The organism is Pseudomonas sp. W5-01 (assembly GCF_046540435.1).
GTDB lineage: Bacteria > Pseudomonadota > Gammaproteobacteria > Pseudomonadales > Pseudomonadaceae > Aquipseudomonas > Aquipseudomonas graminis_B.
Genome location: NZ_JAXCIP010000004.1, coordinates 475,928 through 501,985, shown reverse-complemented (window position 1 = coordinate 501,985; position 26,058 = coordinate 475,928). Strand labels below are relative to the sequence as shown.

Annotated in this window: 23 protein-coding genes and 1 pseudogene; 10 read left to right on the top strand and 14 right to left on the bottom strand. The window is 55.5% G+C overall.

The window, feature by feature from the left end:
• Positions 1 to 146: 146 nt before the first annotated feature.
• From SLW75_RS15800 to tnpC, 5 genes are all read left to right on the top strand, one after another.
• On the top strand, positions 147 to 443 hold the full coding sequence (locus SLW75_RS15800) for a hypothetical protein (protein WP_410934887.1): 297 nt from the start codon (positions 147 to 149) through the stop codon (positions 441 to 443).
• Positions 443 to 1,933 (top strand): multidrug DMT transporter permease, encoded by a 1,491-nt coding sequence (locus tag SLW75_RS15795; RefSeq protein WP_410934886.1) that lies wholly within the window; start codon positions 443 to 445, stop codon positions 1,931 to 1,933. Before SLW75_RS15800 ends, SLW75_RS15795 begins: the two co-directional genes overlap by 1 nt.
• 305 nt (positions 1,934 to 2,238) lie before the next feature.
• Positions 2,239 to 2,571: an IS66-like element accessory protein TnpA gene (tnpA, locus tag SLW75_RS15790; RefSeq protein ID WP_080393751.1), complete on the top strand. Its 333-nt coding sequence runs from the start codon at positions 2,239 to 2,241 to the stop codon at positions 2,569 to 2,571.
• A complete protein-coding gene (tnpB, locus tag SLW75_RS15785; RefSeq protein ID WP_002556009.1) occupies positions 2,568 to 2,903 on the top strand; it encodes an IS66 family insertion sequence element accessory protein TnpB in 336 nt (111 codons plus the stop codon). The genes tnpA and tnpB overlap by 4 nt, the downstream gene beginning before the upstream one ends.
• Before the next feature lie 61 nt (positions 2,904 to 2,964).
• Positions 2,965 to 4,491: an IS66 family transposase gene (gene tnpC, locus SLW75_RS15780; RefSeq protein ID WP_002556008.1), complete on the top strand. Its 1,527-nt coding sequence runs from the start codon at positions 2,965 to 2,967 to the stop codon at positions 4,489 to 4,491.
• Positions 4,492 to 4,529: 38 nt separating this feature from the next.
• On the opposite strand, the gene SLW75_RS15775 is transcribed toward tnpC, so the two are convergent.
• Positions 4,530 to 5,492 carry an arsenic resistance protein gene (locus SLW75_RS15775; protein ID WP_410934885.1) on the bottom strand — a complete coding sequence of 321 codons (963 nt, stop codon included), beginning with the start codon at positions 5,490 to 5,492 and terminating at the stop codon, positions 4,530 to 4,532.
• 91 nt (positions 5,493 to 5,583) lie between these two features.
• Here SLW75_RS15775 and SLW75_RS15770 point away from each other — a divergent pair, with 91 nt between their 5' ends.
• A complete protein-coding gene (locus tag SLW75_RS15770; protein ID WP_002556006.1) occupies positions 5,584 to 6,018 on the top strand; it encodes a MerR family transcriptional regulator in 435 nt (144 codons plus the stop codon).
• Between the two features lie 76 nt (positions 6,019 to 6,094).
• On the opposite strand, the gene SLW75_RS15765 is transcribed toward SLW75_RS15770, so the two are convergent.
• The 3 genes from SLW75_RS15765 to SLW75_RS15755 form a co-directional block, all read right to left on the bottom strand.
• Positions 6,095 to 6,211 carry a BPSL0761 family protein gene (locus SLW75_RS15765; RefSeq protein ID WP_410934884.1) on the bottom strand — a complete coding sequence of 39 codons (117 nt, stop codon included), beginning with the start codon at positions 6,209 to 6,211 and terminating at the stop codon, positions 6,095 to 6,097.
• A gap of 122 nt (positions 6,212 to 6,333) precedes the next feature.
• Positions 6,334 to 7,104 carry an SIR2 family NAD-dependent protein deacylase gene (locus SLW75_RS15760; RefSeq protein ID WP_410934960.1) on the bottom strand — a complete coding sequence of 257 codons (771 nt, stop codon included), beginning with the start codon at positions 7,102 to 7,104 and terminating at the stop codon, positions 6,334 to 6,336.
• A 66-nt stretch (positions 7,105 to 7,170) separates the two neighbouring features.
• On the bottom strand, positions 7,171 to 7,626 hold the full coding sequence (locus SLW75_RS15755) for a hypothetical protein (protein WP_342345722.1): 456 nt from the start codon (positions 7,624 to 7,626) through the stop codon (positions 7,171 to 7,173).
• 193 nt (positions 7,627 to 7,819) lie between these two features.
• Here SLW75_RS15755 and SLW75_RS15750 point away from each other — a divergent pair, with 193 nt between their 5' ends.
• Together SLW75_RS15750 and SLW75_RS15745 are read left to right on the top strand one after the other, a co-directional pair.
• Complete coding sequence (locus SLW75_RS15750; protein WP_342345720.1) at positions 7,820 to 8,329, top strand: helix-turn-helix transcriptional regulator; 510 nt, start codon at positions 7,820 to 7,822, stop codon at positions 8,327 to 8,329.
• A gap of 464 nt (positions 8,330 to 8,793) precedes the next feature.
• Entirely contained in the window at positions 8,794 to 9,711 is a 918-nt protein-coding gene (locus SLW75_RS15745; protein WP_410934883.1) for a hypothetical protein, read from the top strand.
• A 120-nt stretch (positions 9,712 to 9,831) separates the two neighbouring features.
• On the opposite strand, the gene SLW75_RS15740 is transcribed toward SLW75_RS15745, so the two are convergent.
• Together SLW75_RS15740 and SLW75_RS15735 are read right to left on the bottom strand one after the other, a co-directional pair.
• Entirely contained in the window at positions 9,832 to 11,736 is a 1,905-nt protein-coding gene (locus SLW75_RS15740) for a UvrD-helicase domain-containing protein (RefSeq protein ID WP_122686222.1), read from the bottom strand.
• A 2-nt stretch (positions 11,737 to 11,738) separates the two neighbouring features.
• The gene (locus SLW75_RS15735; RefSeq protein WP_410934959.1) at positions 11,739 to 13,733 is read right to left on the bottom strand and encodes an ATP-dependent nuclease; all 1,995 of its coding nucleotides are present in this window, start codon (positions 13,731 to 13,733) and stop codon (positions 11,739 to 11,741) included.
• Between the two features lie 382 nt (positions 13,734 to 14,115).
• Here SLW75_RS15735 and yejK point away from each other — a divergent pair, with 382 nt between their 5' ends.
• Positions 14,116 to 15,117 carry a nucleoid-associated protein YejK gene (gene yejK / locus SLW75_RS15730; protein ID WP_410934882.1) on the top strand — a complete coding sequence of 334 codons (1,002 nt, stop codon included), beginning with the start codon at positions 14,116 to 14,118 and terminating at the stop codon, positions 15,115 to 15,117.
• Here yejK and SLW75_RS15725 read toward each other — a convergent pair.
• The 5 genes and pseudogenes from SLW75_RS15725 to SLW75_RS15705 form a co-directional block, all read right to left on the bottom strand.
• Positions 15,103 to 15,525 carry a TetR family transcriptional regulator gene (locus tag SLW75_RS15725; RefSeq protein WP_410934881.1) on the bottom strand — a complete coding sequence of 141 codons (423 nt, stop codon included), beginning with the start codon at positions 15,523 to 15,525 and terminating at the stop codon, positions 15,103 to 15,105. The two genes, yejK and SLW75_RS15725, sit on opposite strands and share 15 nt — an antisense overlap.
• Positions 15,522 to 17,402 carry an integrase gene (locus SLW75_RS15720; protein ID WP_410934880.1) on the bottom strand — a complete coding sequence of 627 codons (1,881 nt, stop codon included), beginning with the start codon at positions 17,400 to 17,402 and terminating at the stop codon, positions 15,522 to 15,524. Before SLW75_RS15720 ends, SLW75_RS15725 begins: the two co-directional genes overlap by 4 nt.
• The gene (locus SLW75_RS15715) at positions 17,399 to 19,078 is read right to left on the bottom strand and encodes a hypothetical protein (protein ID WP_410934879.1); all 1,680 of its coding nucleotides are present in this window, start codon (positions 19,076 to 19,078) and stop codon (positions 17,399 to 17,401) included. Before SLW75_RS15715 ends, SLW75_RS15720 begins: the two co-directional genes overlap by 4 nt.
• Positions 19,078 to 20,226 carry a tyrosine-type recombinase/integrase gene (locus SLW75_RS15710; RefSeq protein WP_410934878.1) on the bottom strand — a complete coding sequence of 383 codons (1,149 nt, stop codon included), beginning with the start codon at positions 20,224 to 20,226 and terminating at the stop codon, positions 19,078 to 19,080. The genes SLW75_RS15715 and SLW75_RS15710 overlap by 1 nt, the downstream gene beginning before the upstream one ends.
• 134 nt (positions 20,227 to 20,360) lie before the next feature.
• Positions 20,361 to 20,645 (bottom strand): annotated as a pseudogene (locus SLW75_RS15705) (nucleoid-associated protein); the annotation flags it as partial.
• Between the two features lie 354 nt (positions 20,646 to 20,999).
• On the opposite strand from SLW75_RS15705, the gene SLW75_RS15700 reads away from it, so the two are divergent.
• The gene (locus tag SLW75_RS15700) at positions 21,000 to 21,281 is read left to right on the top strand and encodes an HU family DNA-binding protein (protein ID WP_037014905.1); all 282 of its coding nucleotides are present in this window, start codon (positions 21,000 to 21,002) and stop codon (positions 21,279 to 21,281) included.
• A 98-nt stretch (positions 21,282 to 21,379) separates the two neighbouring features.
• Here SLW75_RS15700 and rlmF read toward each other — a convergent pair whose 3' ends face one another.
• The 3 genes from rlmF to SLW75_RS15685 form a co-directional block, all read right to left on the bottom strand.
• Entirely contained in the window at positions 21,380 to 22,417 is a 1,038-nt protein-coding gene (gene rlmF, locus SLW75_RS15695; RefSeq protein ID WP_410934877.1) for a 23S rRNA (adenine(1618)-N(6))-methyltransferase RlmF, read from the bottom strand.
• Between the two features lie 172 nt (positions 22,418 to 22,589).
• Positions 22,590 to 25,436: a valine--tRNA ligase gene (locus SLW75_RS15690; protein WP_410934876.1), complete on the bottom strand. Its 2,847-nt coding sequence runs from the start codon at positions 25,434 to 25,436 to the stop codon at positions 22,590 to 22,592.
• 174 nt (positions 25,437 to 25,610) lie between these two features.
• A complete protein-coding gene (locus SLW75_RS15685) occupies positions 25,611 to 26,051 on the bottom strand; it encodes a DNA polymerase III subunit chi (protein ID WP_410934875.1) in 441 nt (146 codons plus the stop codon).
• Positions 26,052 to 26,058: the final 7 nt, after the last annotated feature.

The following is a 26,058-nucleotide window of genomic DNA, read 5'->3' as shown; positions in this document are numbered from 1 at the left end:
TTATCTGATCGGGCGAGGTTTTTTAACCTCAGGCCATGAAGGCATCAAAAATCGATGCTTACTTCAGACCCTCCCTAAGTGGCGTAAAGGCGGCATGGAAGTATCTCGTTCAGGCGCACATCCATAACGGTGCTTGGATCGGATTTATGGAGAAGGAAGAAAAGACCCGCAGCAGGCTCGATTTAGTAGTCAAGCACTATCCGCAGCGCTGCGACGAGTTCGTCACTGCGACGACCTACAGCATGTTCGGTGACCCCGAACCTCCACGAGTGGCACCTAACGAAGTGATGGTCTACTTCTATGCACAACAAGGACGCATCGCAGAAGCCGTGAAATTTGCCGAGACGATGGTTGGCTGCGTCATTGAAGACACTCGTACTTTGCCATTGGAAAAACCACGCTGGGCTGGCGAGCTATTTCAACATGAAGAGGCGGAGAACTGATGGACGAGCTTCGCATCCTCATTGCCAGGCTTGGTTGGCCGTCGACATCTGCAAGGTGGTGGACCATGCAGGAACTGGCCGCTCGGCTAAATGCGCCAAATTCGAGGGCCGAAACAGAGTCCGCACTGCTCCAACTGCTGAGTACGCGCAAGCTTGAGGCCGAAGTGATCGAGGTTTTGTGCATCTACTGGATGGCGGCACAAGCGTACGGCTATTCACCCACTCCCAAGCTGGCTGAGAGCGTCCCGAGGTCATCCATCCTTTCGGACCTGCTACTGGAAAGCTTTAGCATGTTTGCCGAAGGCGACGACGAAGGACTGGAGGAGGTGCCCGAGGAGTTCGAGATCCCCCAAGACTTTGACGGAGTGCAAGGTTCAGATCTGCCCCGGATCTTTCGGACTTCCATGGGCGAGCTCGAGAACCGTACTAGGCTTCCATTCGTCCGGCAGATGGCTTTTGAATGGACGGCGAATCGATCCGCCTACCCGGACGCCCCGTTCCAAGGAGATCCTTGGCACTTCTCGCGCACCCTAGGCGATGGTTTCATCGGACAGCTCTCCTCGCGGACAGCCCTTCGTGCTATCTCTGCCTACCTTCGCACGTTGGCGGTGGCTGAAGAGTTCTGGGGCATGCCAACGGATCGGGCTGAAGCTAGTGCTCTATTGGCCTTACCAGTTCATCCGACGTTGGCCCTGCTCAGGCCTGAGCGCCCGATTTGGTTCCCCGCTACAACTGACTTCGATGGCGATAGAGAGGCTATCGAATCATCTATGCGAGGCTTGGTAGCCCGCGTAAAAACAGCGCGGCCGGATGACGAACTGATCGCTTTCGCTTCTCCAATATTTGTTTCAATGGAGCGGTGTGTGGAGGTTTCACTCGTCCGGTGGTCACAAGCTGAGGAGAGTAGTATTGCCGACGCTGACTTGGCCGCACATCTAGAGGAGTTCTGGGCCGACGGTTGGATGCTTCGTAGTGCATCACCTGAACCTTTGAGCACGACAACCGTGTTCGCTTCCCCCCCGCTAGATAGGCTGATGGAGGACCAATGCAAGGCTTGGCCGCTTGCCGCGCCGCTTGGTATCGACCGTTTGGGGTATCTCCAACACGACCTATATCCTGGAAGGCTTTTTCTTCCGACGCTTCCTAGCACCGACCAAGCCGAACTTACTCCTCGCGGGGGACAGTTGGAGATTAAGGTTGACGAGCAGGTCATCGCGGACCTCTGTTATTGGAATGCGGGTTGGGGAACTGCGCGCCCCATGCAGTTCAGTGGTAACTGCGGTACAGCACTTACTTCACGAGGGCGGTGCTATCGGGAGGGGGAGGACGCACTGGAAGGTGCGATGCGATCATTCTATCTTTGGCAGGTGAAAACACTGCACCGGTCCAACACTTTCGAGCCCTTCAATCAAACTCTGACGACGGGAGCGATGTTTTGTAGTGGTCAACTGATCCCGGACACGACATCTGCCGGCGAGGGGGATTCGTAGCACAGAAAATGACGTCCGCCCGACGTTAACGAACTGCGTCTGTCCAATCGAGAGGTGATCAGTGCTGCGACGCTACTCATCGATCGTAGATCCGAATATCGGATACAAGAACGGGAACGATGGCAGTATTGTCGCCTCTTCCTCAAGTCGCCCAGCCAGCAAAACATCGCTCCTCTCAGGATAGTGCCGAAGCAAAAAAGTGGTATGCGTCCAGCCAAGTCATCTACCCAGTCCCGCAAAGCTAAGACATGGTGTGCACTTAAATTTAAGTGGGCACCAGTTCTAGCCTTTTAAGCGGGTATTTCATGCAGCCAACACGCCGTTCCTATTCCAAGTCCTTCAAGGCCCAAGTCATTCAAGAGTGTGCACAGCCCGGCGCTTCGATTGCCAGCGTCGCGCTTGGCCATAGCCTCAACGCAAACCTCGTCCACAAATGGATTCGGCTGCAAGAGCAGAAAAGCCCTGCGCTCCCACCTACATTTATTCCGTTACCCATGCCGCTGGCCGGGGCAAACTCCCATCCAGCATCATCGAATATCTGCGTTGAAATACAGCACCTGCGCGGCACCATCAAAGTGAACTGGCCGGCTGAAAGTGCTGCCGCCTGTGCGACTTTTCTTCGAGACCTTTTGCGATGATCCGCATTGACTCCATCTGGCTCGCCACCGAACCGATGGACATGCGCGCAGGCACCGAAACGACGTTAGCCAAGGTGATCGCCGTGTTCGGTGCGGCGCAGCCGCACTGTGCTTATCTGTTCGCCAACCGCCGCGCCAATCGCATGAAAGTGCTGGTGCATGACGGCTTTGGAATATGGCTGGCGGCGCGCCGGTTGAACCAAGGCAAGTTCCATTGGCCTGGCATTCGCCATGGTTCTGAGATGGAACTGGATACCGAGCAACTTCAGGCATTGGTGCTGGGTCTGCCATGGCAACGCGCAGGCTCTGGAGGCTCGATCACGCTGCTTTAACGGCTGCCATTAGTCTATCGCTCTATCGCCGCGAAGCGCCTGCTATGGCAAAATCCGGCGCATGACTTCTTCTTCCAATCTCGACCAAATGTCCCCCGACCAACTACGTACTTTGGCAGCGCAGTTGCTGTCGCAAGTCGACAAGATGGGCAAGAAAATCAGCCGCGACCAAACGCTAATCGAGAAACTCACCCACGAGATAGCGCAGCTCAAGCGTTTGAAGTTTGCCAAGCGCAGCGAGCAGATGAATCCTGAGCAGGCCAGTTTGCTCGATGACCTGATCGATACCGATATCGCAGCGATTGAAGTAGAGCTTCAGGCCTTGCATACAGTGCCAGCGGCGACCGAGAAAAAGCAGAAACCCAAGCGCACTGCATTACCGGCTGAGTTTCCACGCACACTGATCCATCACGAACCGGACAACACTCACTGCCCATGCGGCTGCGCCCTCAAGCGCATCGGTGAGGACGTTAGCGAGAAGCTGGACTACACGCCCGGCGTGTTCACCGTCGAACGCCATGTCCGTGGCAAGTGGGTCTGCTATGACTGCGAAACGCTGATCCAGGCACCGGTTCCGGCGCAGGTTATTGATAAAGGCATCCCGACTACGGGCCTACTTGCACACGTCATGATTGCCAAGTTTGCTGACCATCTGCCGCTTTACCGTCAGGAATCGATCTTCGGTCGAGCAGGCTTGGCGATTCCACGTTCGACATTGGCTCAGTGGATTGGCGTGACGGGCGTGCAGTTGCAGCCTCTGGTCGACGCGCTGCGCGAAGTAGTGCTTGGGCAACAAGTCATCCACGCAGATGAAACACCGGTGCATATGCTCATGCCGGGAACAAAGAAAACTCACCGTTCCTATGTGTGGGCCTACGCCACCAGCCAGTTCTCGGACTTGGCAGCGGTGGTTTATGACTTCAGTCCCAGCCGTGCTGGTGAGCATGCTCGCAACTTCCTGCAAGACTGGAGGGGCAAGCTGGTCTGCGACGATTTTGGCGGCTACAAGGCCAGCTTTGAACTCGGTGTGACCGAGATTGGGTGCATGGCCCATGCACGGCGCAAGTTCTTCGACCTTCATGTGGCGAACAAAAGCCAGTTGGCAGAGCAAGCGCTGCACTCCATTGGCGGCTTGTACGAAGTCGAACGGCAGGCCAAGGACATGAGCGATGAAGATCGCTGGCGATTACGCCAGGAAATGGCGGTGCCCATCGCGGAAAAGTTGCATGAGTGGATGCTGGCTCAACGCGCGCTTGTGCCCGAAGGCTCGGCCACGGCCAAGGCACTGGATTACAGCTTGAAACGCTGGGTAGCGCTGACGCACTACCTTGATGACGGGGCCGTACCCATAGATAACAACTGGTGTGAGAACCAGATCCGCCCGTGGGCTCTTGGACGTAAAAACTGGCTCTTCGCAGGGTCGCTACGCAGCGGAAAACGGGCAGCTGCGATCATGAGTCTGATCCAGTCGGCGAGACTGAATGGTCATGATCCGTATGCCTATCTGAAAGATGTACTCACGCGCCTGCCGACGCAGCGCGCAAGTGAGATTAGCGAGCTGCTGCCGCACAGGTGGGCCCCCGTTTAATCGCGCAAGGTGTTTTGGGCTGATGCCTTCCTTGGCATCTACATTTTGCGCCACAACAAAGCAGGAATTGCCCGGATGTAGATTAGCTCGCTGACCAATTCAATCAGCGTTTGAGTAATAACTGCTGCCGCCGCGAGCCCTCTGATTTCATCAGGCAAGGCCAGTGCCAGAGGCAGAACTACCAGTGAATTTCGTGTCGAGCTGCTGAAAGCGACTGATCTTGCCGTGCTGGCCGGCAATTTAAAGCCGCCGGCCACCAGCGCGCCCACCAACGGTGCCAAGAGCATGAAACCAATGTAGACGGGAATAACGGGCAGCAGCTTGTCCATGTCTCTGACCACCGCTGAAATCTGAGAACCGATCACAACGACCAACACAGCCGCCATAGCCGGTACAGGCATCCAAGTCCATGCATCATTCCAGCCCTCAACAATGCTGGATCTCTTTGCCCCGGTAGCCGTTGCTACCGCCAAGACCAGAGGCAAAGCGATCAGCACTACAAAAGCCTCAATAAATGGGCCGATAGATATGGCTACCGCTGAGTTGTTACCCAGCATGAAGGCCAAGTAAAGCGGCAACAACACAAGCTGTAGCAAAAGTAGCAATGGCGTCGCCGCCAGAGTGAGTTTGGAGTCACCCTTACCGATATGGGTAAACACCACCACATAGTCGATACAAGGCGTCAGCAAAACCAACAGGGCACCCACCAAAATCGCAGGGTGATCGGTTAGCCCCATCGTCAATGCCCAGACCAGCAAGGGGATGGCCACGAAGTTGGCAGTCAGCAACGCCGCCATGAAACGCTTATTCGCAAGCCCATTACGGAGATCCAGGAACGGAATCTGTAGAAACATGGCGTACATCAGCACTGCGATGGCGGGTGTCACCATCGCCCCTAGAGCTTGAGACGCATTGGGTGCGAGCAGGCCTCCGATGGCCGCGACAATGACCGCGACGAAATAAACGGGAATCTGGTTCTTCTCTAGCTGTTCTCTGTCCACGAAATGCCCTTCAAACGCGTGAAATTATTTTCTGAAGACAGGTTAATATCTGTAGCTACTACAGATTCAAGAAAATGCTTGGGGAGTTTGCATGTCAGGAATCGGGGCGCTGTCGAAATCAACGGGTTGCCACATTGAAACGATTCGCTACTACGAGAAAATAGGCCTTCTACCTCCAGCTCTGCGGTCGACAGGGCGGCATCGAATCTATACCGAAAAGCATCGTTCAAGACTCGTCTTCATCCGGCAGAATCGTGAATTGGGCTTTCCACTCGACGATATCCGAGAACTCATTGCGCTCGCAGCAAATGCTGATCGTCCGTGTGCTGATGCGCTGTCGGTGGTCAAGAAGCACTTGGCAGAAGTAGAGTCGAAGGTCGCCAAGCTCCAGCAGATCCGTATAGAGCTGCTATCAATGGCAAGCACGTGTGAGTCAACATGCCTAGGTTCGAAAACTCCAGACTGTACGATTGTTGAGTCACTGTTCGAACCTGCTGCTGGGGCTCGCTCTGGTTGCTGCTCCTAAGCAAATCAAAATGCTGGGCGCCCATTGAGTTGCGCAAGGTGTGTTGAGCGGACGCTTACGTGTGTTCGCCATCCGCTTACAAAAAGTGGGCGTCCCGGCGTACTTTTTCAGGGAGGGAAGTATCCCGCGCGAGCTGTTTGAGGAAGCCTTCCGTATGAATCACGGCGCGGCTGCGCTCTTTAGGAGTCGTCATCACAAACCTCCGAGAACCGCTAATGGGATAGAAAAATGAGCTCCGCACCGTCCGTTCTAGCCAGGCTGTTTCATCAATACGTCGCGTTCGGGTGCAGTAAACACAGTCAGAGTGAGTACTTGTTACGGTGAATTGAGCTCGCGAGACAAAAAAGCAGATAGGTGAGAGAGGATTTGTGTAGCTCTACCGATCAACATGATTTCATTGGGCGCCCCCATCCCTACATCAACCGTATTTACGTGGATGACGGTCGCGCCACAAGCCAGAGCAATGTTAGGTAAATCTGCGGCAGGGGTGACAACTCCAGACGTACCGACTGAAATAAGCACGTCGCAGCTTTTCACCAACGACAATGCAGCCTTCCAGACGCTTGGAAGCAAATTCTCACCGTACCAAACCACACCGGGGCGTAGTTTTCCATTGCACCTTGTGCATCGCGGAGGCTCTATTAGTGCACCTTCTTCCATAATGGCCGACTCATTCCTCACCATTCCAGGCCGATGACACGCGAAGCACATTGGTGTGGACAGGCTGCCGTGCAGGTGGAGTACATCTACGGAGCCCGCTCTCTCGTGAAGATCATCGATATTTTGAGTGATGATAGAGACGGTTCGCATTGATCCGGCCATTTCGCGCAATGCCAAGTGCGCTGCATTGGGTTGAGCCTTCGAAAACTGTTGTCGTCGCCACAAGTACCATCCCCAAACCAGGCTTGGATTTTCTCGAAATGCTTTCGCTGTTTCCAAACGCTCGGGGTTGTGGCAGGCCCAAAATCCAGTCTGTTTTTCCCGGTAGGTAGGGATTCCGCTTTCCACTGAAATACCTGCTCCGGAGAAGCAGACGATTTTCTTGGCATTCAGTAGCGAGTTTGAAGCTAGCTCTAATTCAGTCAGGGAGGCACCTTGGCTAACGCCTGTCGTTAGTCGACTGTGTGAGATCAGGACGAAATGATTGCTCTATCACACCTTGGATGCGTAGAAATGCGGCTCTCGCATGTCCAAAGTCCGATGAGATTGTTGAGTAATACGAGAAAAAAGGTGCTGTTCGGAATACCAAATTCGCCGGGTTTTCTTCTTGCGTAGATCTAGATTGCCAAATTTGTAGGTTTTGCCAGACGTTTGATAAATAACTGCGGACTCGCCCGTTCCGATCCCTTCGTAAAAAGCGATTTTTTCCAGATGTTCTAGGCTCCAAGCATCACTGCCGTTCACGCTCGGCGGACACAGCAGTTGCACCTCCTCAACCTTCACATCCATGGCGCAAGTTAAATAGGACTGCAGTTCGTAAGCGCAACGGACTATCGCAGCTCGATCTCGCTGGCCGGTCTGAATTGAGGTAATGGTCAATAGGAAGCTAAGGTCTTCCACTTCACAGTGCGACCGTGCATGAACTGCCTTGCTAACTGGGTCAAGCACGTAGATCAATGAGCACACCGCCGCAAATTCGCCGGTCCGTCGTATGGCGGCCCAGTTGAGAGGAATGCCGGAACGGCTTGTACGGGCCCATCAGTACGACGAGCTTACATCTCCAAGCTGTCCGGCCAGTCTTGTAGGACATTTGTGGCCCCACATATACATGTTATAGCCCAGCGATGCGGGGTGTCAAAGCATGGCCTCATGCTCTCTTTTGTGGTTGCACGGAAGAGAGATGGATTATCTGCAGACGCTTGGGCAGACCCTAAGGGAAATTCGAGTTGATGCCGGGCTTCGAAGAGAGGATTGCTCGGGGGCGCTCAGCCGCGAATACCTCGCGAACGTAGAGCTAGGCCGCCAAAGCATCTCTATAGCCAAACTCGTATCCTTGTGCGAGTGTTTAGGTATACCCCCGAGCCTGGTTCTTACCACCGTAGAAGCTCGTCTGGCCATGCTGAAGCTAGAACAGTATCAAGCAAGCCAAGAGCGTCAGGTTAGGGAGTATGTCGGGGCCGGAAGGTTGCGTAGCGAGGCTAGTAACGGAGGTGCCCAGGGCGTGAGAGGCAAGCGTGCCGAGAACAATCGTAAGGCCGTTCAATCTCTGCAGTCCTTAGGCCGTACCAAGACGGAAATCGCACGCGAACTCGGCATTGGAACTACGACCGTCGACAGGCACTGGCGAAAAGTCGATTCTGAATCGACCTAGTTTTCAAGGCGCAAAATGCTCGTGGCTCCGTCGTTTGGGATTGTCAACTTATGGTTGGAGGTGCATCCCGGCTGAGGGAACTTCCAGGCTATCCGTCACGGAGTCATAACGCGAAGCCTTCAGAGACGTGAAACAATATTTTTTCAAACTGGCTTGTCCCTTGCTCAGTTGTGGGCGACTGCATTGGTGTCGAACCAAACAAACGCCTCTTGGGCTTCCACAGCCACCGCTTGACCTTGTTGCATCATCAAAGACGACCTCAGCCATCGCCATAATGTGCGTTGATCGGAAGAGGCAGTTGCTTTCTTCCACTAGATGACTTGGCCGGACGGATACCAATCAGTAACCTATTGCACGGGAAATGCTTTAATATGGATTGGTGAGCTGCGTTGCGCCTTAGTTTGTCTTTGTGAAGGTATGGCGCGACAGGGAATTTCGAAACCAATAAACTAGGGATAAGGTTTATGCTTCCAATTGCAAGTTTTCTTTGTGATGTTCTACCTGCCAAGTCAAATGACCCTTACTACTACAAAAACTTCTTGATAAGTTATACGCTGATCACCGTTCCCGCTGTATTTTCTCAGGGGGTTTTAACGCCAGGCCCTTATGAGGGTTGCAGCCGGGAAGATATAGATACTGACGTTAATGAATTTATCCAGAAACTGCCAGAACGCTCCGAGCACAGGCGAAAAATATTCCGCGATTATTCCCGCGCAGCTATGATCGACCCAGGCATAATGGTTCAAGATAATGAGGGTCGAACATTTTTCAGTAACATTTTTGAGGAGCGCTCCAATGAGGTAGGGCTATCTAATAGAGAGCTTATATTGGCGGCTCTGAATTCCTCGGCTTACTTGAGCTACTTTGGCCTATTTGAGGAAACCTTGAGCAGGCTTCATTGGAATGAAATTGGTCGTAAAGTAGGCGGAGAAAAGTCTTCTGCGGCAGAAGCAATCTCCCGGCAGTTGAGAGAGGTCCTAGAAGCCAAGAAGATTTTTGATATTTTCACGATTAAGCTAGCGGAGCGTAGTAAGTTTTTTGCAGATTTTGAGACTCTTTCAAAAACCTGGAGTTTGCTTAATCTCATCAGGAATCGCCTAGTGCATCATGGGAGTTATTACACTGTAGCTTATGCTAAAAAACTAGATGAATCTCTAGAGGCTATTTTTGGGACCTTTCAAGATGACGAGTATATTCTTGAGAGGAGTCTATTCCTTGATAGCTTCGAACCACTTGTAGTTGAAGCTCAGGAAACTCATCGCTTGACTTTTTGTGATGCGCTTGAAAACTGCATGAGGAACCTAACCTTGTTTGTGATGGAGTCCTTGGTGCTGAGCGAGAGAGAGGCACGAAAAAAAATTAAAACCCATCGCATGCGCTAAGGGTTTTCGGCCAAGTCGGCACAGGCCTCCTGATCTGTGGTGTGATTTCTTGGCCTGCCATAATAATTCAGTGCGTTAGCTATGACTAACGCACTTTCGCCACTTCGTTGCTACTAACGCCTAGTAAACAGAGGTTATCCGTACTCCAGCTAGCTCTAGGAGATTGTAAAGCGTTGCGATTTTAGTTCTAGTACCGCGATCCTTGCAGTATGTGAAGATGACTCGTTGCTTGGCTCTGGTAAATGCGACAAAAAAGCCTGCTGTAGCTTCGATCTGATCATTAGAGAAGCTCCACCACGCACCATCGTCCAAGCCCACGAATATGACCGTGTGGTATTCAAGCCCCTTACTTTTGTGAATGGTCATAAGTGGTACGGCGTGGAGACCTTCATAGGCATCTAGGGTGGCGCACCAGTCGATACTGTTTAAAGAGCAATCTAATAAATGTTTCACTGCAGAATCTATAACCGTGTCTAGCCAGTCCCCGTGTGCATAGCTAGGATAGGAGCTGCTAAGACGCTCACGGCCTAAGAAGTTCAGCACCTCGGTCACCAATGACCTTGATGTAGCTTCATCGCCTGGAGGGGTGGGGTAGTTCGCGCTGAGGGCTCTTGCGAACGCGTCCAAGTCAGTCGCTAGTTTTTGCTGAGCGCCAGGTTCATCGGCTGCCACGCCGCGCAATAAAGCGAGCCATGTCTGGCAGTTAGACCAGTGGCGTCCAGCGCGCGGGTTCATTGCGAGACGGAGAAGCGAAACTAAGTGCTTAGACAGATCCTCGGTCATCAACTCCTGCAACATGATTTGTCCAGCAGTTCCAGCCTCATTTCTTAGTGAAAGGCCTTCAGCTTCAAAAGCTGGTCTCAATACATCTGCGTAGTCCCCGGCCTTCTGCCGAACGAGTACGACAAAATCGCGAGGGAGCAGTTTCTTGTCAGCAATGGCCGCTGAAATAGTTTTAGCCAGATGTCGCGCTTCATTTTTTGGGCTTCGAAAGTCGAGGATTACGCAGCTCTCCCCATCAATCGTACCTTCGGTTTGGGATATCGGCTCCATCGCGCCTGAATCTAATGCCTGAGCTAGCACGTGCTGGATACGAACCAAGTCAGGGGATGATCGATAGTTGTTGAAGAGTGTCGTTCGAAGTCCCCCAAAATCTGCGTCAAACTCGGAGAAGGGATCATCCATGGCCAATGCCCAGCGCATGATCTGCTGCTTGTTGTCACCTACAGCAGTAACGACTGTGTCAGTGCCACAGAAAATTGTATGCACAAGATCGTATTGAACCTGAGTTGTGTCTTGAAATTCATCCATGAATAAGTGCGAATACGTGAGTCGCAGTGCCTCCCGCACCATAGGGTTGATTCGAAGTAGGAGCTCTACTAGTCGGCCGATCATAGGGAACGTCAATACACTCTTCTTGCCTTCGTGTAGTGAATAGTGCCAAAAACGCGCCATCGCCCATTGAGCGACGTCGGGCTTAGGCCAAGCCGCAACGGGTAGGGGGGCTCCCAGCAGGTGCTTTCGCTCGAACGACTTCGCCCCAATCGCGCGCAGAGAGGCTTTCGTACCTATATCCCCTGGAGGAGATCCCGCAATTAGATCTAGAAAATTTCTATAATCTCTCTCGTAGTATGTAGTTATCTCGTAACCTGGGCGTGGCCGCCAGAATTCGGGTAACGCTTGGCCGAAGCGGTCCAGAAGCCCTTTTGCAAATGCGTCAAAAGTCATAGAGTCGAATCGGCTGGCGTGACTGCTATGGCAACGTTTACGGACGCGAGCAGCTAGATTGGAGGCTGCGTCGCGTTTAAAACTAATCGCGAGGATCCGCCGGGGCGTTGGTGCGGCCTCCGTCTGGAGTAAAAAGGCAGCACGCTGTGCCAGTAGCTCGGTTTTACCTGCCCCTGGGCCAGCTATGACGGATTGATTTATGCCCGCTCTGACGACTTTAAGAGCATTGGCTTCAAGAGATTTTACCCCAATCGGCGTCCAATCTTCTGGTCGAACTCGAAGTGACGAAACGGCCATAACTAGTCGCGCCTCAATGAAGCTTCTATGTGCTTGAGCACCTCAGCTAGAACTGCCGGCATTTTTTCACGTAGGTCCTTCTGCTTTACCCGCGATAGCGCTGCCAAATGGGTGGCCGGCTTACTATTGGTGAGAAAGTGGTATCGGTAAGCCGGTAACAGCGCTTTATACACTTCGAACGGACCTGTGTAAGCGCCGAGTCCCGGACCTGCGGTGCCTAGTACAGCATCGGCGGCCTTTTCCTCAGCCATGCGCGGTCCGCCTCCTTTTGGGATGATTCCCGCATACGCGTCAGGGAATGCCTGAAGCATGGCTAGGTCGAGGTCCAAAGGCGCAGAGAAAAACACACCATGCGGCCTCAAGTTGTTGCTAATCCATGCCTGGAGGTTTGCGTGATCACCAGTAGTTGACCACTCGTGCATTTCTTCAAGATCTGTATCACTCAAAATGCCTTTATCAATCTTAAGTACTGCGGTTTTTGGCACGTCAAACTCAATTAGCTTTTGAATGGCGGTTTTAATCCGACCAAACCCTCCGCCATCACGGCCAAGGTCTAGATCGAGCAAGGTGGCATGAGGGATACCCAGGTGTTTTAGCAAACGCCAGAAATACTGCACATGGCGCCCTCCCAAGGGGACGATGGCAACGAAGGCCGGATCAATCAGCAAATCGAGCGCTTCGGCCAGAATTGGCAGAACGATCCTTTCAGAATCTCCCTCAACAAGCAGTACAAATCGAGCGAAATAGAGCTCCGGATACGCCAGCATGGCTCCCCGAACAAATTTGCTCGCATCTACCTCGTTGACTGGAAACCTAATCTTTTTGACAGTCGAGACCCGTGTCTTAGGCTCACATCGGCAGTAACGCACCTCACGCGGGTTCACGCGACTGAGCACTGCTGGTGAGTGGCTGGTGATGATGGCCTGCGCGCGGCTCTGGTCGGTTAAAGATCGGACCTGACGAATGATGCGCGCTAAGAAATAGGGAGAAAGGTGGTTTTCAGGTTCCTCCAAGGCGAAAATGGAGAGTGCGGGAATACGCAATGCATTGTCACGGAAGCCCTCAACTGAACCAGCGACGACCTCTCGCTCCAAGTCAAATACAGCTGCTGCCAGCGCAAAATAGAAGAGTGATTGCTGACCGTCACTGAGGGCCTCAATCCCGCGCTCACGCCCATCGGCTCCCTGTTCAAACACTACAGCGATCTTGTTGACGACGTCCTCAAAGCGACGGCTCACTAGGCTAAGCCTAGGATTCGTATCAACAACTTCATCGTGAAGATCAGACCATCGAGTTTGAAGCGCTTTAGTTATAGCGGCGATTGCAGATTCATCTTCGAAAGCAGCCGTTAGGCTTTCTGTGGCTTCTTGAACTGCATCCTCCGTATCGGATGACCATTCAATCGCACGTAACAAACGAGCAGCTAATGCACCGGTAGTCGCTCGGGTCTGCGCGGCCGCATCACGACTGGCCGGCGTGTAGTAAAGCTGGATCAGACCACGGTCTGCCACCGCGACGGGGTGGCGTTTGTCATTTTCCGGTTGTTCATCGAGCGTATCGACCCAGAAGAGCTCTTGTGAGACCTCGCCCTCAACCGTCCCGTCGTCATCCCACTGCGCTTCTAGGCGCATACGACATATAGGCGGCTTTTCTGCGCGATCAATCAGCATATGCTTAAACGACGGTGCGATCGTTTCTGCGGTTGCGGTGCCATTTTTTAGTTCTGGAAAAGCGATCGAAACCTCAATGAAGAGGTGCTTGGAATCACGACTCTCAGGGTCATCATCAGGCCCTAAGTGGAAATCTGACCTTAGAATTGTGCGCTGTGCTCGAGTCACCCCAAACAACTTCAGCATGGCGTGCAAGAGTGCGGTTTTTCCCGCTGCGTTCGGACCTACAATGGTCGTGATTTCTACCGAAACATCTACGGTGATGGGGTTCGGGCCAAAGCAGCGGAATCCAGACAAGCTTACAGACTCAATACGCACGAGGTTCATTCCTTGAAGCGGCGATGGGCACTTGGCCATTGGTAGAATGTTCAGAATAGCGCAGGAATGGATCGCGTCGCTATCAGTTGCAGATGCCAGTCTTGGCGCCTGACGATATGCAGCGCCATGACGCGGCAGGCCAATGGTACTAAGCCGGCGCTGAGCTTTGATGTGGGGCTTAATTTCCCGCAGGTCCTGAGCGGCCCTCACATCATGAGGGGCATCCTCGGCAGCAGGATGTCCGCTGTTACAGTAAAGTTACCGATCTTGCCCCATGATAGTTGGCGTAACGCGTCTTGCACTGCCGGTGGATACCGCGCTTAAAGCAACGCTTCCGTCTGTCTACTCCGTGCAGATTTTCTTGATAACTCCCCATACAGGAAACGCTCTGATGCCTATCCGTCATTGCATTGTTCATCTGATCGACAAAAAACCTGACGGCACACCTGCAGTTCTCCACGCCCGCGACTCCGAGCTTGCCGAGTCGGTCGCCATCGAGAACCTGCTGGCTGACCTCAACGACAGCTATAACGCCAAACAAGGCAAGGCCTGGGGGTTCTTCCATGCAGAGTCCGGCGCTTACCCGTTCAGCGGCTGGTTGAAAGAGTATTTCGACGGTAGTCAGGATTTCACTAGCTTCAGCCGCGTGGCCATAAAGCATTTGCAGACGCTCATGGAGGCATCCAACCTCTCCACCGGCGGCCATGTGCTGTTCGCCCACTACCAGCAAGGCATGACCGAATATCTCGCCATCGCCCTGCTGCACCACAGCGAAGGCGTGGCGGTGAACGCCGAACTGAACGTGACCCCGTCGCGCCACCTGGACCTCGGCCAGTTGCACCTCGCGGCGCGGATCAACCTGTCGGAGTGGAAGAACAACCAGAACTCCAAGCAGTACATCTCGTTCATCAAGGGCAAGAACGGCAAGAAGGTCTCAGAGTACTTCCGCGACTTCATCGGTTGTCAGGAGGGAGTCGACGGCCCGGGCGAGACCCGTACTCTGCTGAAGGCCTTCAGTGACTACGTCGAAAAAGAGGACCTTCCAGAGGAGTCCGCGCGGGAGAAGACCCAGACCCTGGTCAATTACGCCACCACGCAGACCAAGCTTGGCGAGCCGGTGACTCTCGAAGAGCTCTCTAGCCTGATCGACGAGGACCGCCCAAAGGCGTTCTACGATCACATCCGAAACAGTGACTATGGTTTGTCGCCAGAGATTCCGGCCGACAAACGCACCCTGAACCAGTTTCGCCGCTTCACCGGGCGCGCCGAAGGGCTGTCGATCAGCTTCGAGGCGCACTTACTGGGCGAAAAGATCGAATACGACGAAGCCGCCGGTACCTTGATCATTAAAGGCTTGCCAACTCAACTCATTGATCAGTTAAAACGCCGCTGAACTCAGATCCGTCACCTTACTGTCGCTCACCTTGGCTTTGAGCACACGGTTCTCGTCCAATAGCATTTCGTTGAAGGACGCGAGACTGGCGATTTTGGCCCGCAGTTCCTCTATCTCATGACGGAAGGCTGCGGATCTCTTGCGCTCAGCAATCAAGTCGTGATGTTTCATATCACGTACAGTACGACTGGACCGCCCCTGAGCTTCGCGGATAGCTTCAGCAACCTTTGGGTAGTAGTTGTGGATCAACGCTGTTGATACGCCTGCCTCGCGGGCGACTGCGGCGATAGTAATCTTGGTTTCCCCGAAATGGGGGCGACCTTTCTGGATACGATAAAGGGCGAGCCGCAGATCCTTTTCGCGATCCTCAGCCGGCTTGTAGTGGGCTTGCTTTTTCGTGGACTTCATGCGAGCGGAGTCTCCAGATGCATGCCCAACTGTGTTAGTACGTCATGGCATCGAGTCAGGTCGCGCTCAACGCGTTGGCGGCCGCCGTCGCCAATGTCTGGGCAATGCAGCAGACCTTTCAACTCCTCGTAGAGCCGCTGGTAGATCGCCGTGTGCCTACTCCCGATCACGGCGTTATTGCAGTTGCCGCATCTTGTGCGCTCTAGGGTATTGCCGATACATCCGTCATTGTCCGCCGTGCACCAAGCATGTCCATTGCTACGAATTGCAGTGCTCTCGGCAATGGACTTCAACATCGAGGCATGATCCTTGAATATCAGCAAGTTCTGCGGCTCTCGTTGCCACTGCTTGAGGGTGCGGCCATAGCCCCCGGCCAGAGGCGAGTCACCGAACCAGTCGTCTACCACGCCGAGTTTGATGCCATCCAACTCGGTCTGAATGTCGGTATACAGCTCAAGATCCAGATGCTGCCCCCAGCTGTCGTCCATGCTGTAGCGTAAAGTCATGTCCAGCGTCCAGTGCGCGTAATGTTCCTTGAGGTAGCGCAAGTCACCGAAGCGGCTATGCGCGGCGTAGTTGGCGAACTTGCGGCGGAATTGATGGCTGCTAAGGTTCCAGCTCAGCCCGCAATCTTTAACGAACGCCTTCAGGTAGCAGTTCCAAGTAGCGTTGCAAAGTGTGCGTACTTGGTCGCCTCCCTGAGCCACGCCGAGGAAGAGCGCATGGCGATGTTTGTTTGCCTCGACGATCTGCGAATCAGACGGGTTAGACCGGCGTCGCCGCAGGAGTTCGGCGGTGATCATGGCCTGATATGGCAGGGCCCAGCGCTCCATCACACGCAGCGCGCGTACAGCCGCCTCGGGGACCATCCAGTGATGGATGCCCTCATCGGTCTTGTTCGAGCTTGAACGCATCCAGTGGAAGACCGTGCCCTGATTGTCTTGGGTGCGCAAGTGCGAACCCGATTGTACATTCGCCAGCTCGTGGTTGCGGCAGCCGGAGGTGCTGGCCAGAATGATGTAACAGGCCGTACGCAAATCAATCAGTGCTTTGTTGAGTGTTTTCAGGCCACCCTCCCAACCAAGAGCATCCAGGTGGCGGTTCTTTGCAACATTGACTGTTGTGTATGGTTGCCCCTTTCGCTGCACCGTGAGCGCATGTAGTGCATCGCGAAGGTCAAGCAGTTGTTGACCGCGCTCAACCTGCTGGTAGGCTCGCTCGAATAGAGAGCAGAACAGATCGTCGGGCATCAGTGGCGTTTTGCTTTCTTGAGCGCCAAGACGGGTAAGCCCCGCCAACGCCTTCGCGGAAGTATCGGGCCAGGGGTGCATCGGCATTCGGTCGTCGGTGTATTGACTAAGTTCATAGAGCGCTTCGACTGCCTTTAAGCGGTCTTCCAGTCCACGTTGCGATAGTGGCTTGCCATGATGTCGGCTGATTTGCCGGTACGCCTTGCAGGTATTCACATAGACTGCGCAGACCATAGGTGTCACCGCGCCAAAATGATTGAGCTTAAGTGCCGCCAGATGGCGTAAGAATGGCAGCGTTGCGTAGAAAAAACTTTTCATTGAGCTACCTTTAGGCCGCGAGCCCCCTCGGCGCCCACGTCGTAGGTAGCGGTACATCATCGCTTTCATAACCGCTCGAAACACCAGTGGTACGAGGTTGAAATCCATTCGTTTCTCGCAGGCCGGCACGTTGCTACTGAAGCCGTCGAGCTGCCAGATGTCGTCGCCATACCGGCTGAGGATGACCCAAAGCCCATCAATTTGGGTCGCGCTAATGATTAAGGTGTCGCGTTCGTGGAGTCCTCGCACATCGCTAGGTTGCGCTGTGACGGCGTCCCAAAGCGGTACTGCTAGAAGGTTGTCGTTCATGCAAATACCTCCAGGCTATCGATCAGATCAATCGACCAGAACGGATGTGGCTGGGTGCGAGCATGCTCACGTGCGGCTTCCACCGCTGCGGCTTTGAAAGTGCCGCGCCTCAGCCCTTCGTCAATGATGTAGTGATCGATTAAGCGGGGAATGTGGGCGTATTGCCGTGCCCAGAGCCTTTTATCCATGCGCGAGCGTTCGGACAGCACGCGAAAGTAGAAACTGAACAGTTTGTACAAATCTTCGGCGGTCACCGCGTAGTGCTTACAGCGCAGGCAGTTGATGAAGTTCATACAAGTCGCACCCTCTCGCTTAGGAGCGTAGTGGCCGTTCTCCGGGTCGGCGCAGCGTCCCATGGGAGTGTCTCGATAAGTTGTACCGATGGTCCGAGTCCGTAACTCCTGTACCAATACCTCTCCCATGAACTGCCAGTTGCGACGGGCCTCTTCAGTGGGCGCTAGATAGTGTTGGTCGGTGATCTGAAGGGTGTTTCCTAGTGCGGCGGCGGTGGTTGCGACGTCTCCGCCGGTCAGCTCGAATATACTGCTGGCGAACGTCTTGCGCAGGCGTGAGATGTTAATGCGCAGCGGCTCCCCATCGCTGTCGGTCAGACTATATTTAGCTACAAGTCGGGTTACAGCGACTGCCACCGCTGCTGAATTCAATGCTGTGACGTCGCCGACATTTTTCGCGGCGCGAGTGCGATACAGCCATACCCGGCCCTTGAGGTCAGCCGGAGCCTCCGCATCCAGAGGTTCGGTCAAGACCATCACTCGACGAATCAGACATTCCACGCTGGTTCTTACGCTCGGCGTGGATTCAAGAAGCTGTTCGACGTCCGTCTCGGCGCGGAGCGCCACCTTGCTGGTGTTGTACCCTCGCCGCTTCCATAGAACCAGGAATACCGTGTCATCTTTCGGGTGCGGGCGTAGGCAGTTACGGCCCATTTCCAAGAGTGGCGTGTTATTACGTCCGGTGTGCAGCGCCACAACCAACAGTGCGATGGCTAGCAGCTCGCCGGTAACAGACACGCCTTCGGTCCATATCGGTTTGATGGCTTGCCGCAATGCCGCAGTGAAGGCTTGTCGTTCTGTGTTGGTTAATGCGGTCTCGCTTTTGAACTTGTGGTTACTATTCGGGAAGGGCGTGCTTGGGAAGGTGGCCATATCGCCGGAGGCGATCAGAGGAATCAGCCCACGTCGCCCCAAGGCAAGTAGTACCGGCTTAGTTTGCGTGTAAAGCGCCTTTTGAGACGTTGTTGCTACGCCTAGCCCCGCCAGATGCCCGAGGTAACCGTCGATCAAGTCCCGGTTTATGTCGGTCAAAAGTAAGTCACGGCCAAAACCGATTGCCCGCAGCATGCAGCAGTCGAGGAAGTTGCGCAGTCCATTTACGCAGTAGCCTGCCACGGTGGTGGAGGTGATGGCGCCATCCTGCCCGGCCATGAAGCGTTCGATTTGGCGCTGACATGCGTAAGTGACGGTATCAATGCCGACGCCGTACCAGCGAGCAAAGTCGAAGCGACGACTCCTAGACGTATTCAGTCCAAGCTCGACGATACTGTTTATCTCAGAGATAGACTGGGGCAGGATGGTCACATTGCCGGCCGCGTCGTGGTGGTGTTCGACCTGGGGAGCGCTGAGGTCGGTCATGATAAACACCTTGCGCTTGCTCATCAGGCTGTCCCCGCCAGTGTGTTCAACTCATCGTCATAGGCCAGCACGGCTTCGTCGGCCATTTCGTTGATCAGATGCAGGTACACCATAGTCGTCTGAATCGAGCTGTGACCGAGTTGTCCCTGAAGGAACACAAGGGGATCCAGTCCGTTCGCGGGGTTCCGCTGAAGGCTGACCAGCGTGTGCGTAGCGTAGGTATGCCGGAGCATATGCGTATGGACTTTAATACCAGCCCGCATACCGGCTTCGCTGATGATCCGGTTGAGGCTCTTGCCATCCTCTGCATAGGGGGCCCCGAATTGGTTGAGAAATAGCGCTTTTTGCGGGGGCTTGCTCAGTGAAACGCGCTCCCCACGTACCTTGGCCACGTAGCGATAGAGTTCGGCGATGAACGCGCGGCTGAGGTAAATGGTTCGCGGCTTGCTGCCCTTCGTCGCCATGCCGCTTCCGTCAAATGGGTCGAGACAGATGCGCAGGTTACGCTCTCTTCCTTGTGCCTTGTCTGGATCGAAAACATAGGCCAGTGGGAAGGTTGCGATTTCCTCCCGGCGCAGGCCCGTATGCAAAGCGAGGCGCATCATCATTCGGTGATGGGGATTTTCCGCTGCTGCCAAGAGCAACTTGATCTCAGGCATGCTCAAAAACTTGGGCAAAGCATTCTGCCTGCGTGGCATCACGTCGTTTGCCATAGTCATGCCGCCGCTGCCGTCGACATGTTGAAGGAAGGTTTTTCTGCTCCGTACGGCGCGTTCCTCGTGGGCAAAGGGGAGACGTTTCACCCAACCCTTCTCCAGCGCATATTCGTAAAACTTGCAGATGTAAGTCAGGCGTTGGCGAGTGGTGTTCGGTGCCAGCTTGCATGTCGTCAAGCAATAGTCCCGATAGGCCGCGGCAAGGCTTTTGGCTTCGCCACGCTCTACGTCGAGCCAGCTAATGTTGTGAGCTTCAAGAAAGCTGAAGAAGTCGTATAGGGCGCGTCCGGTACTGGGCCAGGACCGCTTGGAGCCAATAGCTCCACGAAGTAAGTAGTGTCGGAAGAACTGATTGGCGGGTGCGCAACTCTCCATCGAGCCCCAGAGCAGAATAGGGAATCCTGGATAGGGTTGCCCGTCGATCACCAAATCTTCAGTAGCCCACACAAGTTCCATCTGCGGCCCCCAGTATCGGCGCCTATCGTGCTCTCAGGCAGAGCTAAGGGACCTTAAGCAGCCTTTGAAGCGCCTGAGCGTCTAAATGTCTGTAAGGCATAGCACAAATATTTAACGTTCTCCAGGTGCCAGATCATCAGCTTCTGCAGATGCTCGACCGCGATGCGGCTGAACTGGGTGAAATCCTTGCCTTGATCCAGGTATTCCTTCAGCCAGCCACTGAACGGGTGCGCGCCGGATTCGGCATGGAATAAACCCCAGGCCTTGCCCTGTTTGGCGTTATAGCTCTCGTTAAGGTCTGCCAGCATGTTCTCGATGGCCTGGGATTCGGCGAGTTCCGAGTCCCGGGCATGGAGCACGGCGGGCGTGCCGTCAGGTTTTTTGTCGATCAGGTGGACGATGGCGTGACGGATCGGCATGGAATTCTCGGCGGCTGAAGTGGAACTGAACGGGACCAGACCAGGCCCGTGCGAAAGTCGGCAAGTGTACCGCAGACGGGGTGCGGAACGCTCTGGAAGGGCCGAAAACGCTGACCTGAGCCCATTAATATGACTTTTTTACGCCTCTCGGGCGATAAAGCTGACCAAATGGGTAGGTAGGGGCGGATATTTGCGTTGCGCTGTGCTAGTTTTGCCCGGTCCTGAGCGCCCAAGCGCGCCAGGCGTGCAGTTTGTGGGCGTTCGGCCGAACCAAAGGCCGTTTACAGTATCTACATTTCGCGTCTGTACCACACTCTGCAAACCATTCGAATTTGATAGGGAAGGAACACCACCATGGCTCTGACTAAAGACCAATTGATCGCCGATATCGCAGAAGCAATCGACGCGCCGAAAACCACCGCGCGCAACGCTCTCGACCAATTGGGTCAAATCGTCGCTGACCAACTGGAAAACGGTAGTGAAATCACTCTGCCAGGCATCGGCAAACTGAAAGTCACCGAGCGTCCAGCACGCACTGGCCGCAACCCTTCGACTGGCGCAGCCATCGAAATCGCTGCCAAGAAAGTCGTCAAGTTCGTACCAGCCAAAGTACTGACTGACTCGGTCAACAAGTAAGCGAAAACGCTGCTTGGTTGAGGAAACCGTGTGACGGAGCGATCCGGACACGGTTTTTTTGTGCCTGCGATTCGGTTATCGCTTCGGTCGTCGGCGACCTAGCGCGGTGAAACCCAACGCGTTGCCCGCCAGGCGGCTTGCTGCGGCTTGTCCTGGAAGGTCCAGGCAACGAAGCGACTCTGCTTCTGCCCTTGCCCCATTTCGACCGTCTGGCTTTCGACCGCACCGGCTTTTTTCAGCGCGCTCTGAATCAGCGGCAGATTCGACGCTTTGGACACCAGCGTGCTGAACCACAGCACCTGTTTCGCGACGTGCGCACTTTCGCTGATCAACTGCGTCACAAAGCGCGCCTCGCCCCCTTCGCACCACAACTCCGCCGCCTGACCGCCGAAATTCAGCACCGGCAATTTGCGTTTGGGGTCTGCCTTGCCAAGGGCTCGCCATTTGCGCTGGCTGCCGCTCAACGCCTCCTCAGCGGAAGCGTGGAAGGGCGGGTTACACACGCTGATGTCGAAGCGCTCATCGGGCTGCAGCAAGTGGGTCAGGATGTGCTTTTGGTCAGTCTGATGCCGAAAGCTGATGCTCTTGCTCAAGCCGTTGGCTTTGACGATGGTCGTTGCCGAGGCAAGGGCGACCTTGTCGATGTCCGAGCCCAGGAACGACCAGCCATACTCGCCTTGACCGATCAGCGGGTAGATGCAGTTGGCGCCGGTGCCAATGTCCAGCGCAGTGACGGACGCCCCGCGCGGGATGACCCCGTCGTTGCGTTCCGCCAGCAGATCCGCGAGAAAGTGCAGGTAGTCCGCCCGTCCCGGGATTGGCGGGCAAAGGTAGTCCGCCGGAATATCCCAATGGGCAATGCCGTAGAACGCTTTAAGCAAGGCGCGGTTGAACACCCTCACGGCTGCCGGGTTGGCAAAATCGATGCTTTCTTTGCCATAGGGGTTGAGGATCACAAATGTGCCCAGTTCGGGGCTGCCTTTGATCAGGCGCGGAAAGTCGTAATGGCCTTGATGGCGGTTGCGCGGGTGCAGAGTGGCTTTCTCGCGTGGCGTGGAAGGCTTCGCCTGTTGAGCAGGTTTGGCTTTCTTGCGCGGGGGATTGCGTGGCGGTTTGGGGGCGTCGGGGCTGGTCATCGGTGATGCATTCTCATGAAGGCACAACCCCTGTAGGCGTGAGCTTGCTCGCGATCATCGTGTGTCAGTCAACGGTTGGGTTGCTGATAGACCGATATCGCGAGCAAGCTCACTCCTACAGGGGTCATGGTCGTCAACCGGCCTGCAATTCAGGCCGGCTGATTTGATCGGATTACAGGCTCGCGATCCGCGCGTGCTGCTCTGCCAGTTTGCCCAGCGCCTGTTCCGCTTCGGCCATCTTCGCGCGTTCCTTGGCGATCACCTCAGGCGGCGCCTTGTCGACGAACGCGGCATTGGACAGCTTGCCGCCCACCCGCTGCACTTCACCCTGCAGACGCTGGATTTCCTTGTCCAGACGCGCCAGTTCGGCGTCCTTGTCGATCAGGCCGGCCATCGGCACCAGCACTTCCATCTCACCGACCAGTGCGGTCGCCGACAGGGGTGCCTCAGCGCCGGCTTCCAGCACGGTGAACGATTCAAGCTTGGCCAGCTTCTTCAGCAGGTGCTCGTTCTCGTTCAGGCGGCGTTGGTCTTCGGCGCTGACGTTCTTGAGGAACAGCTGCAGCGGCTTGCCCGGGCCGATGTTCATTTCGCCACGGATATTGCGCACGCCGAGCATCAGGCTCTTGAGCCACTCGATGTCGCCTTCTGCTGCGACGTCGATGCGCGCTTCATTCGCCACCGGCCACGGTTGCAGCATGATGGTCTTGCCTTCAACGCCCGCCAGCGGCGCGAGGCGCTGCCAGATTTCTTCGGTGATGAAGGGCATGAACGGATGCGCCAGACGCAGTGCGACTTCCAGCACGCGCACCAACGTGCGACGGGTGCCGCGCTGACGCTCGATCGGCGCCGTCTCGTCCCACAGAACCGGCTTGGACAGCTCCAGGTACCAGTCGCAATACTGGTTCCAGATGAACTCGTACAGCGCCTGCGCCGCGAGGTCGAAACGGAACTGATCCAGCTGGCGGGTTACTTCGGCTTCAGTGCGTTGCAGCTGCGAGATGATCCAGCGATCCGGCAGCGAGAGCTCGAACGCCTCGCCGTTCTGACCGCAGTCCTCGCCCTTGTCGAGGACGTAGCGCGCGGCGTTCCAGATTTTGTTGCAGAAGTTGCGATAGCCTTCGACGCGGCCCATGTCGAACTTGATGTCACGGCCCGTGGAAGCCAGCGAGCAGAAGGTGAAGCGCAGGGCATCGGTGCCGTAGCTGGCGATGCCGTCGGCGAATTCGTCGCGGGTCTGCTTCTCGATCTTCTTGGCCAGCTTGGGCTGCATCATGCCGGAGGTGCGTTTCTGCACCAGGGCTTCAAGCTCGATGCCGTCGATGATGTCCAGGGGATCAAGGACGTTGCCCTTGGACTTGGACATCTTCTGGCCTTGGCCATCTCGCACCAGACCGTGAACGTACACGGTCTTGAACGGCACCTGCGCCGTGCCGTCTTCGTTCTTCACCAAGTGCATGGTGAGCATGATCATCCGGGCGACCCAGAAGAAAATGATGTCGAAACCGGTAACCAGCACGTCGGTCGGGTGGAAGGTTTTCAGGAAATCGGTCTGCTCCGGCCAGCCCAGGGTGGAGAACGTCCACAGGCCGGAACTGAACCAAGTGTCGAGCACGTCGTTGTCCTGCTGCAGGGCAACATCAGGACCGAGGTTGTGCTTGGCGCGGACTTCGGCTTCGTCGCGGCCGACATAGACCTTGCCGGACTCGTCGTACCAGGCCGGAATGCGGTGGCCCCACCAGAGCTGACGGCTGATGCACCAGTCCTGGATGTCGCGCATCCAGGAGAAATACATGTTTTCGTATTGCTTGGGCACGAAGGCGATGCGGCCATCTTCAACGGCGGCGATGGCAGGTTCGGCCAGCGGCTTGGTCGACACGTACCACTGATCCGTCAGCCACGGCTCGATGATGGTCCCGGAGCGGTCGCCCTTCGGTACTTTCAAGGCGTGGTCGTCGACGCTGACCAAAAGGCCGGCGGCGTCGAACGCAGCCACGATCTGCTTGCGCGCTTCGAAGCGGTCGAGGCCGGCGTATTCAGCGGGGAGGGTGCCATCGACGGTGTCGTTCAGCGTGCCGTCGAGGTTGAATACCTGGGCAGCGGGCAGAACGGCAGCGTTCTTGTCGAAGATGTTCAGCAGCGGCAGGTTGTGTCGCTTGCCGACTTCGTAGTCGTTGAAGTCGTGGGCCGGGGTGATCTTCACGCAGCCGGTGCCGAACTCAGGGTCGCAATAGTCGTCCGTGATGATCGGAATGCGACGGCCTACCAGCGGCAGCTCAACGAACTGGCCGATCAGCGCCTTGTAGCGCTCATCGTTCGGGTTCACGGCGACAGCCGCATCACCGAGCATGGTTTCCGGGCGGGTCGTCGCGACGATCAGATAGTCCAGACCTTCAGCGGTCTTTGCGCCATCGGCCAACGGGTAGCGCAGGTTCCACAGGTGGCCCTTCTCGTCGTGGTTTTCCACTTCGAGGTCGGAGATTGCGGTGTGCAGCTTGGTGTCCCAGTTGACCAGCCGCTTGCCACGGTAGATCAGGCCGTCTTCGTGCAGGCGCACGAAGGCTTCCTTAACGGCTTCGGACAAGCCGTCGTCCATCGTGAAGCGCTCGCGGCTCCAGTCGACCGACGAGCCCAGGCGACGGATCTGGCGGCTGATGTTGCCACCGGACTGATCCTTCCACTCCCAGACTTTTTCGAGAAATTTGTCGCGACCCAGATCGTGACGGCTTTGACCCAAGGCTTCGAGTTGGCGCTCCACCAGCATCTGCGTGGCGATACCGGCGTGGTCGGTGCCCGGCTGCCACAGGGTGTTGCGACCCTGCATGCGGCGGAAGCGGATCAGGGCGTCCATGATCGCGTTATTGAAACCGTGGCCCATGTGCAGGCTGCCGGTGACGTTCGGCGGCGGAATCATGATGGTGTACGAGTCGCCCGCGCCTTGCGGAGCGAAATAGTTTTCGGACTCCCAGGTCTGGTACCAGGAAGTTTCGATGGCGTGCGGCTGGTAGGTCTTGTCCATGCGAGGCGGGAACCTGATCTGCTTTGAGTCGGAAAAGCCGACGAGTATAGCTTTTCAAGGCGGCGTCAAGCTACAAGCGCTAGGTCGGGTGCTACGAGCGGTGATGCCCGGAATCGTCGCGGGCACCTGTAGGACTGCGCTTACCCGCGATCCCGGGTCGGAAAGAGGACAGGTTCAGCTGTTGTATTGACTCAACAGCCGTTCCATCCGCGCATCCAGACGGCGTTTGATTTCGTTCTCGATGTGTGGGGCGAAGTCGTCGATCACGTCTTGCATGATCAACTGCGCAGCGGCACGCAGTTCCCCATCCAGGTGCAGCAGCGCGTCAGCGTTCGGCGCCTTGGCGCTCGAAGCGTTGGCCGCAGGTGCGGCAGGTGTAACCGCCGCGACCGGCTCGGGCGTGAGCAGGGGAATGTCATTGAGGTTGGCATCGTGCTCATCGAGCGTCACGACCTGGCCGGTGACCACGTCAAACAGCAGCGGGATCTGCTCGTCGCTGTGCACGGACTCGGTCAGCAGGGGAGGCTGGGACGGATCATCGCCCAACAGCTGGCGAATCGATTCGAGGTCATCCAGCAGGTGAGCTGAATCTTTCAGGTGTTTTGAATTATCCATCGTGTGC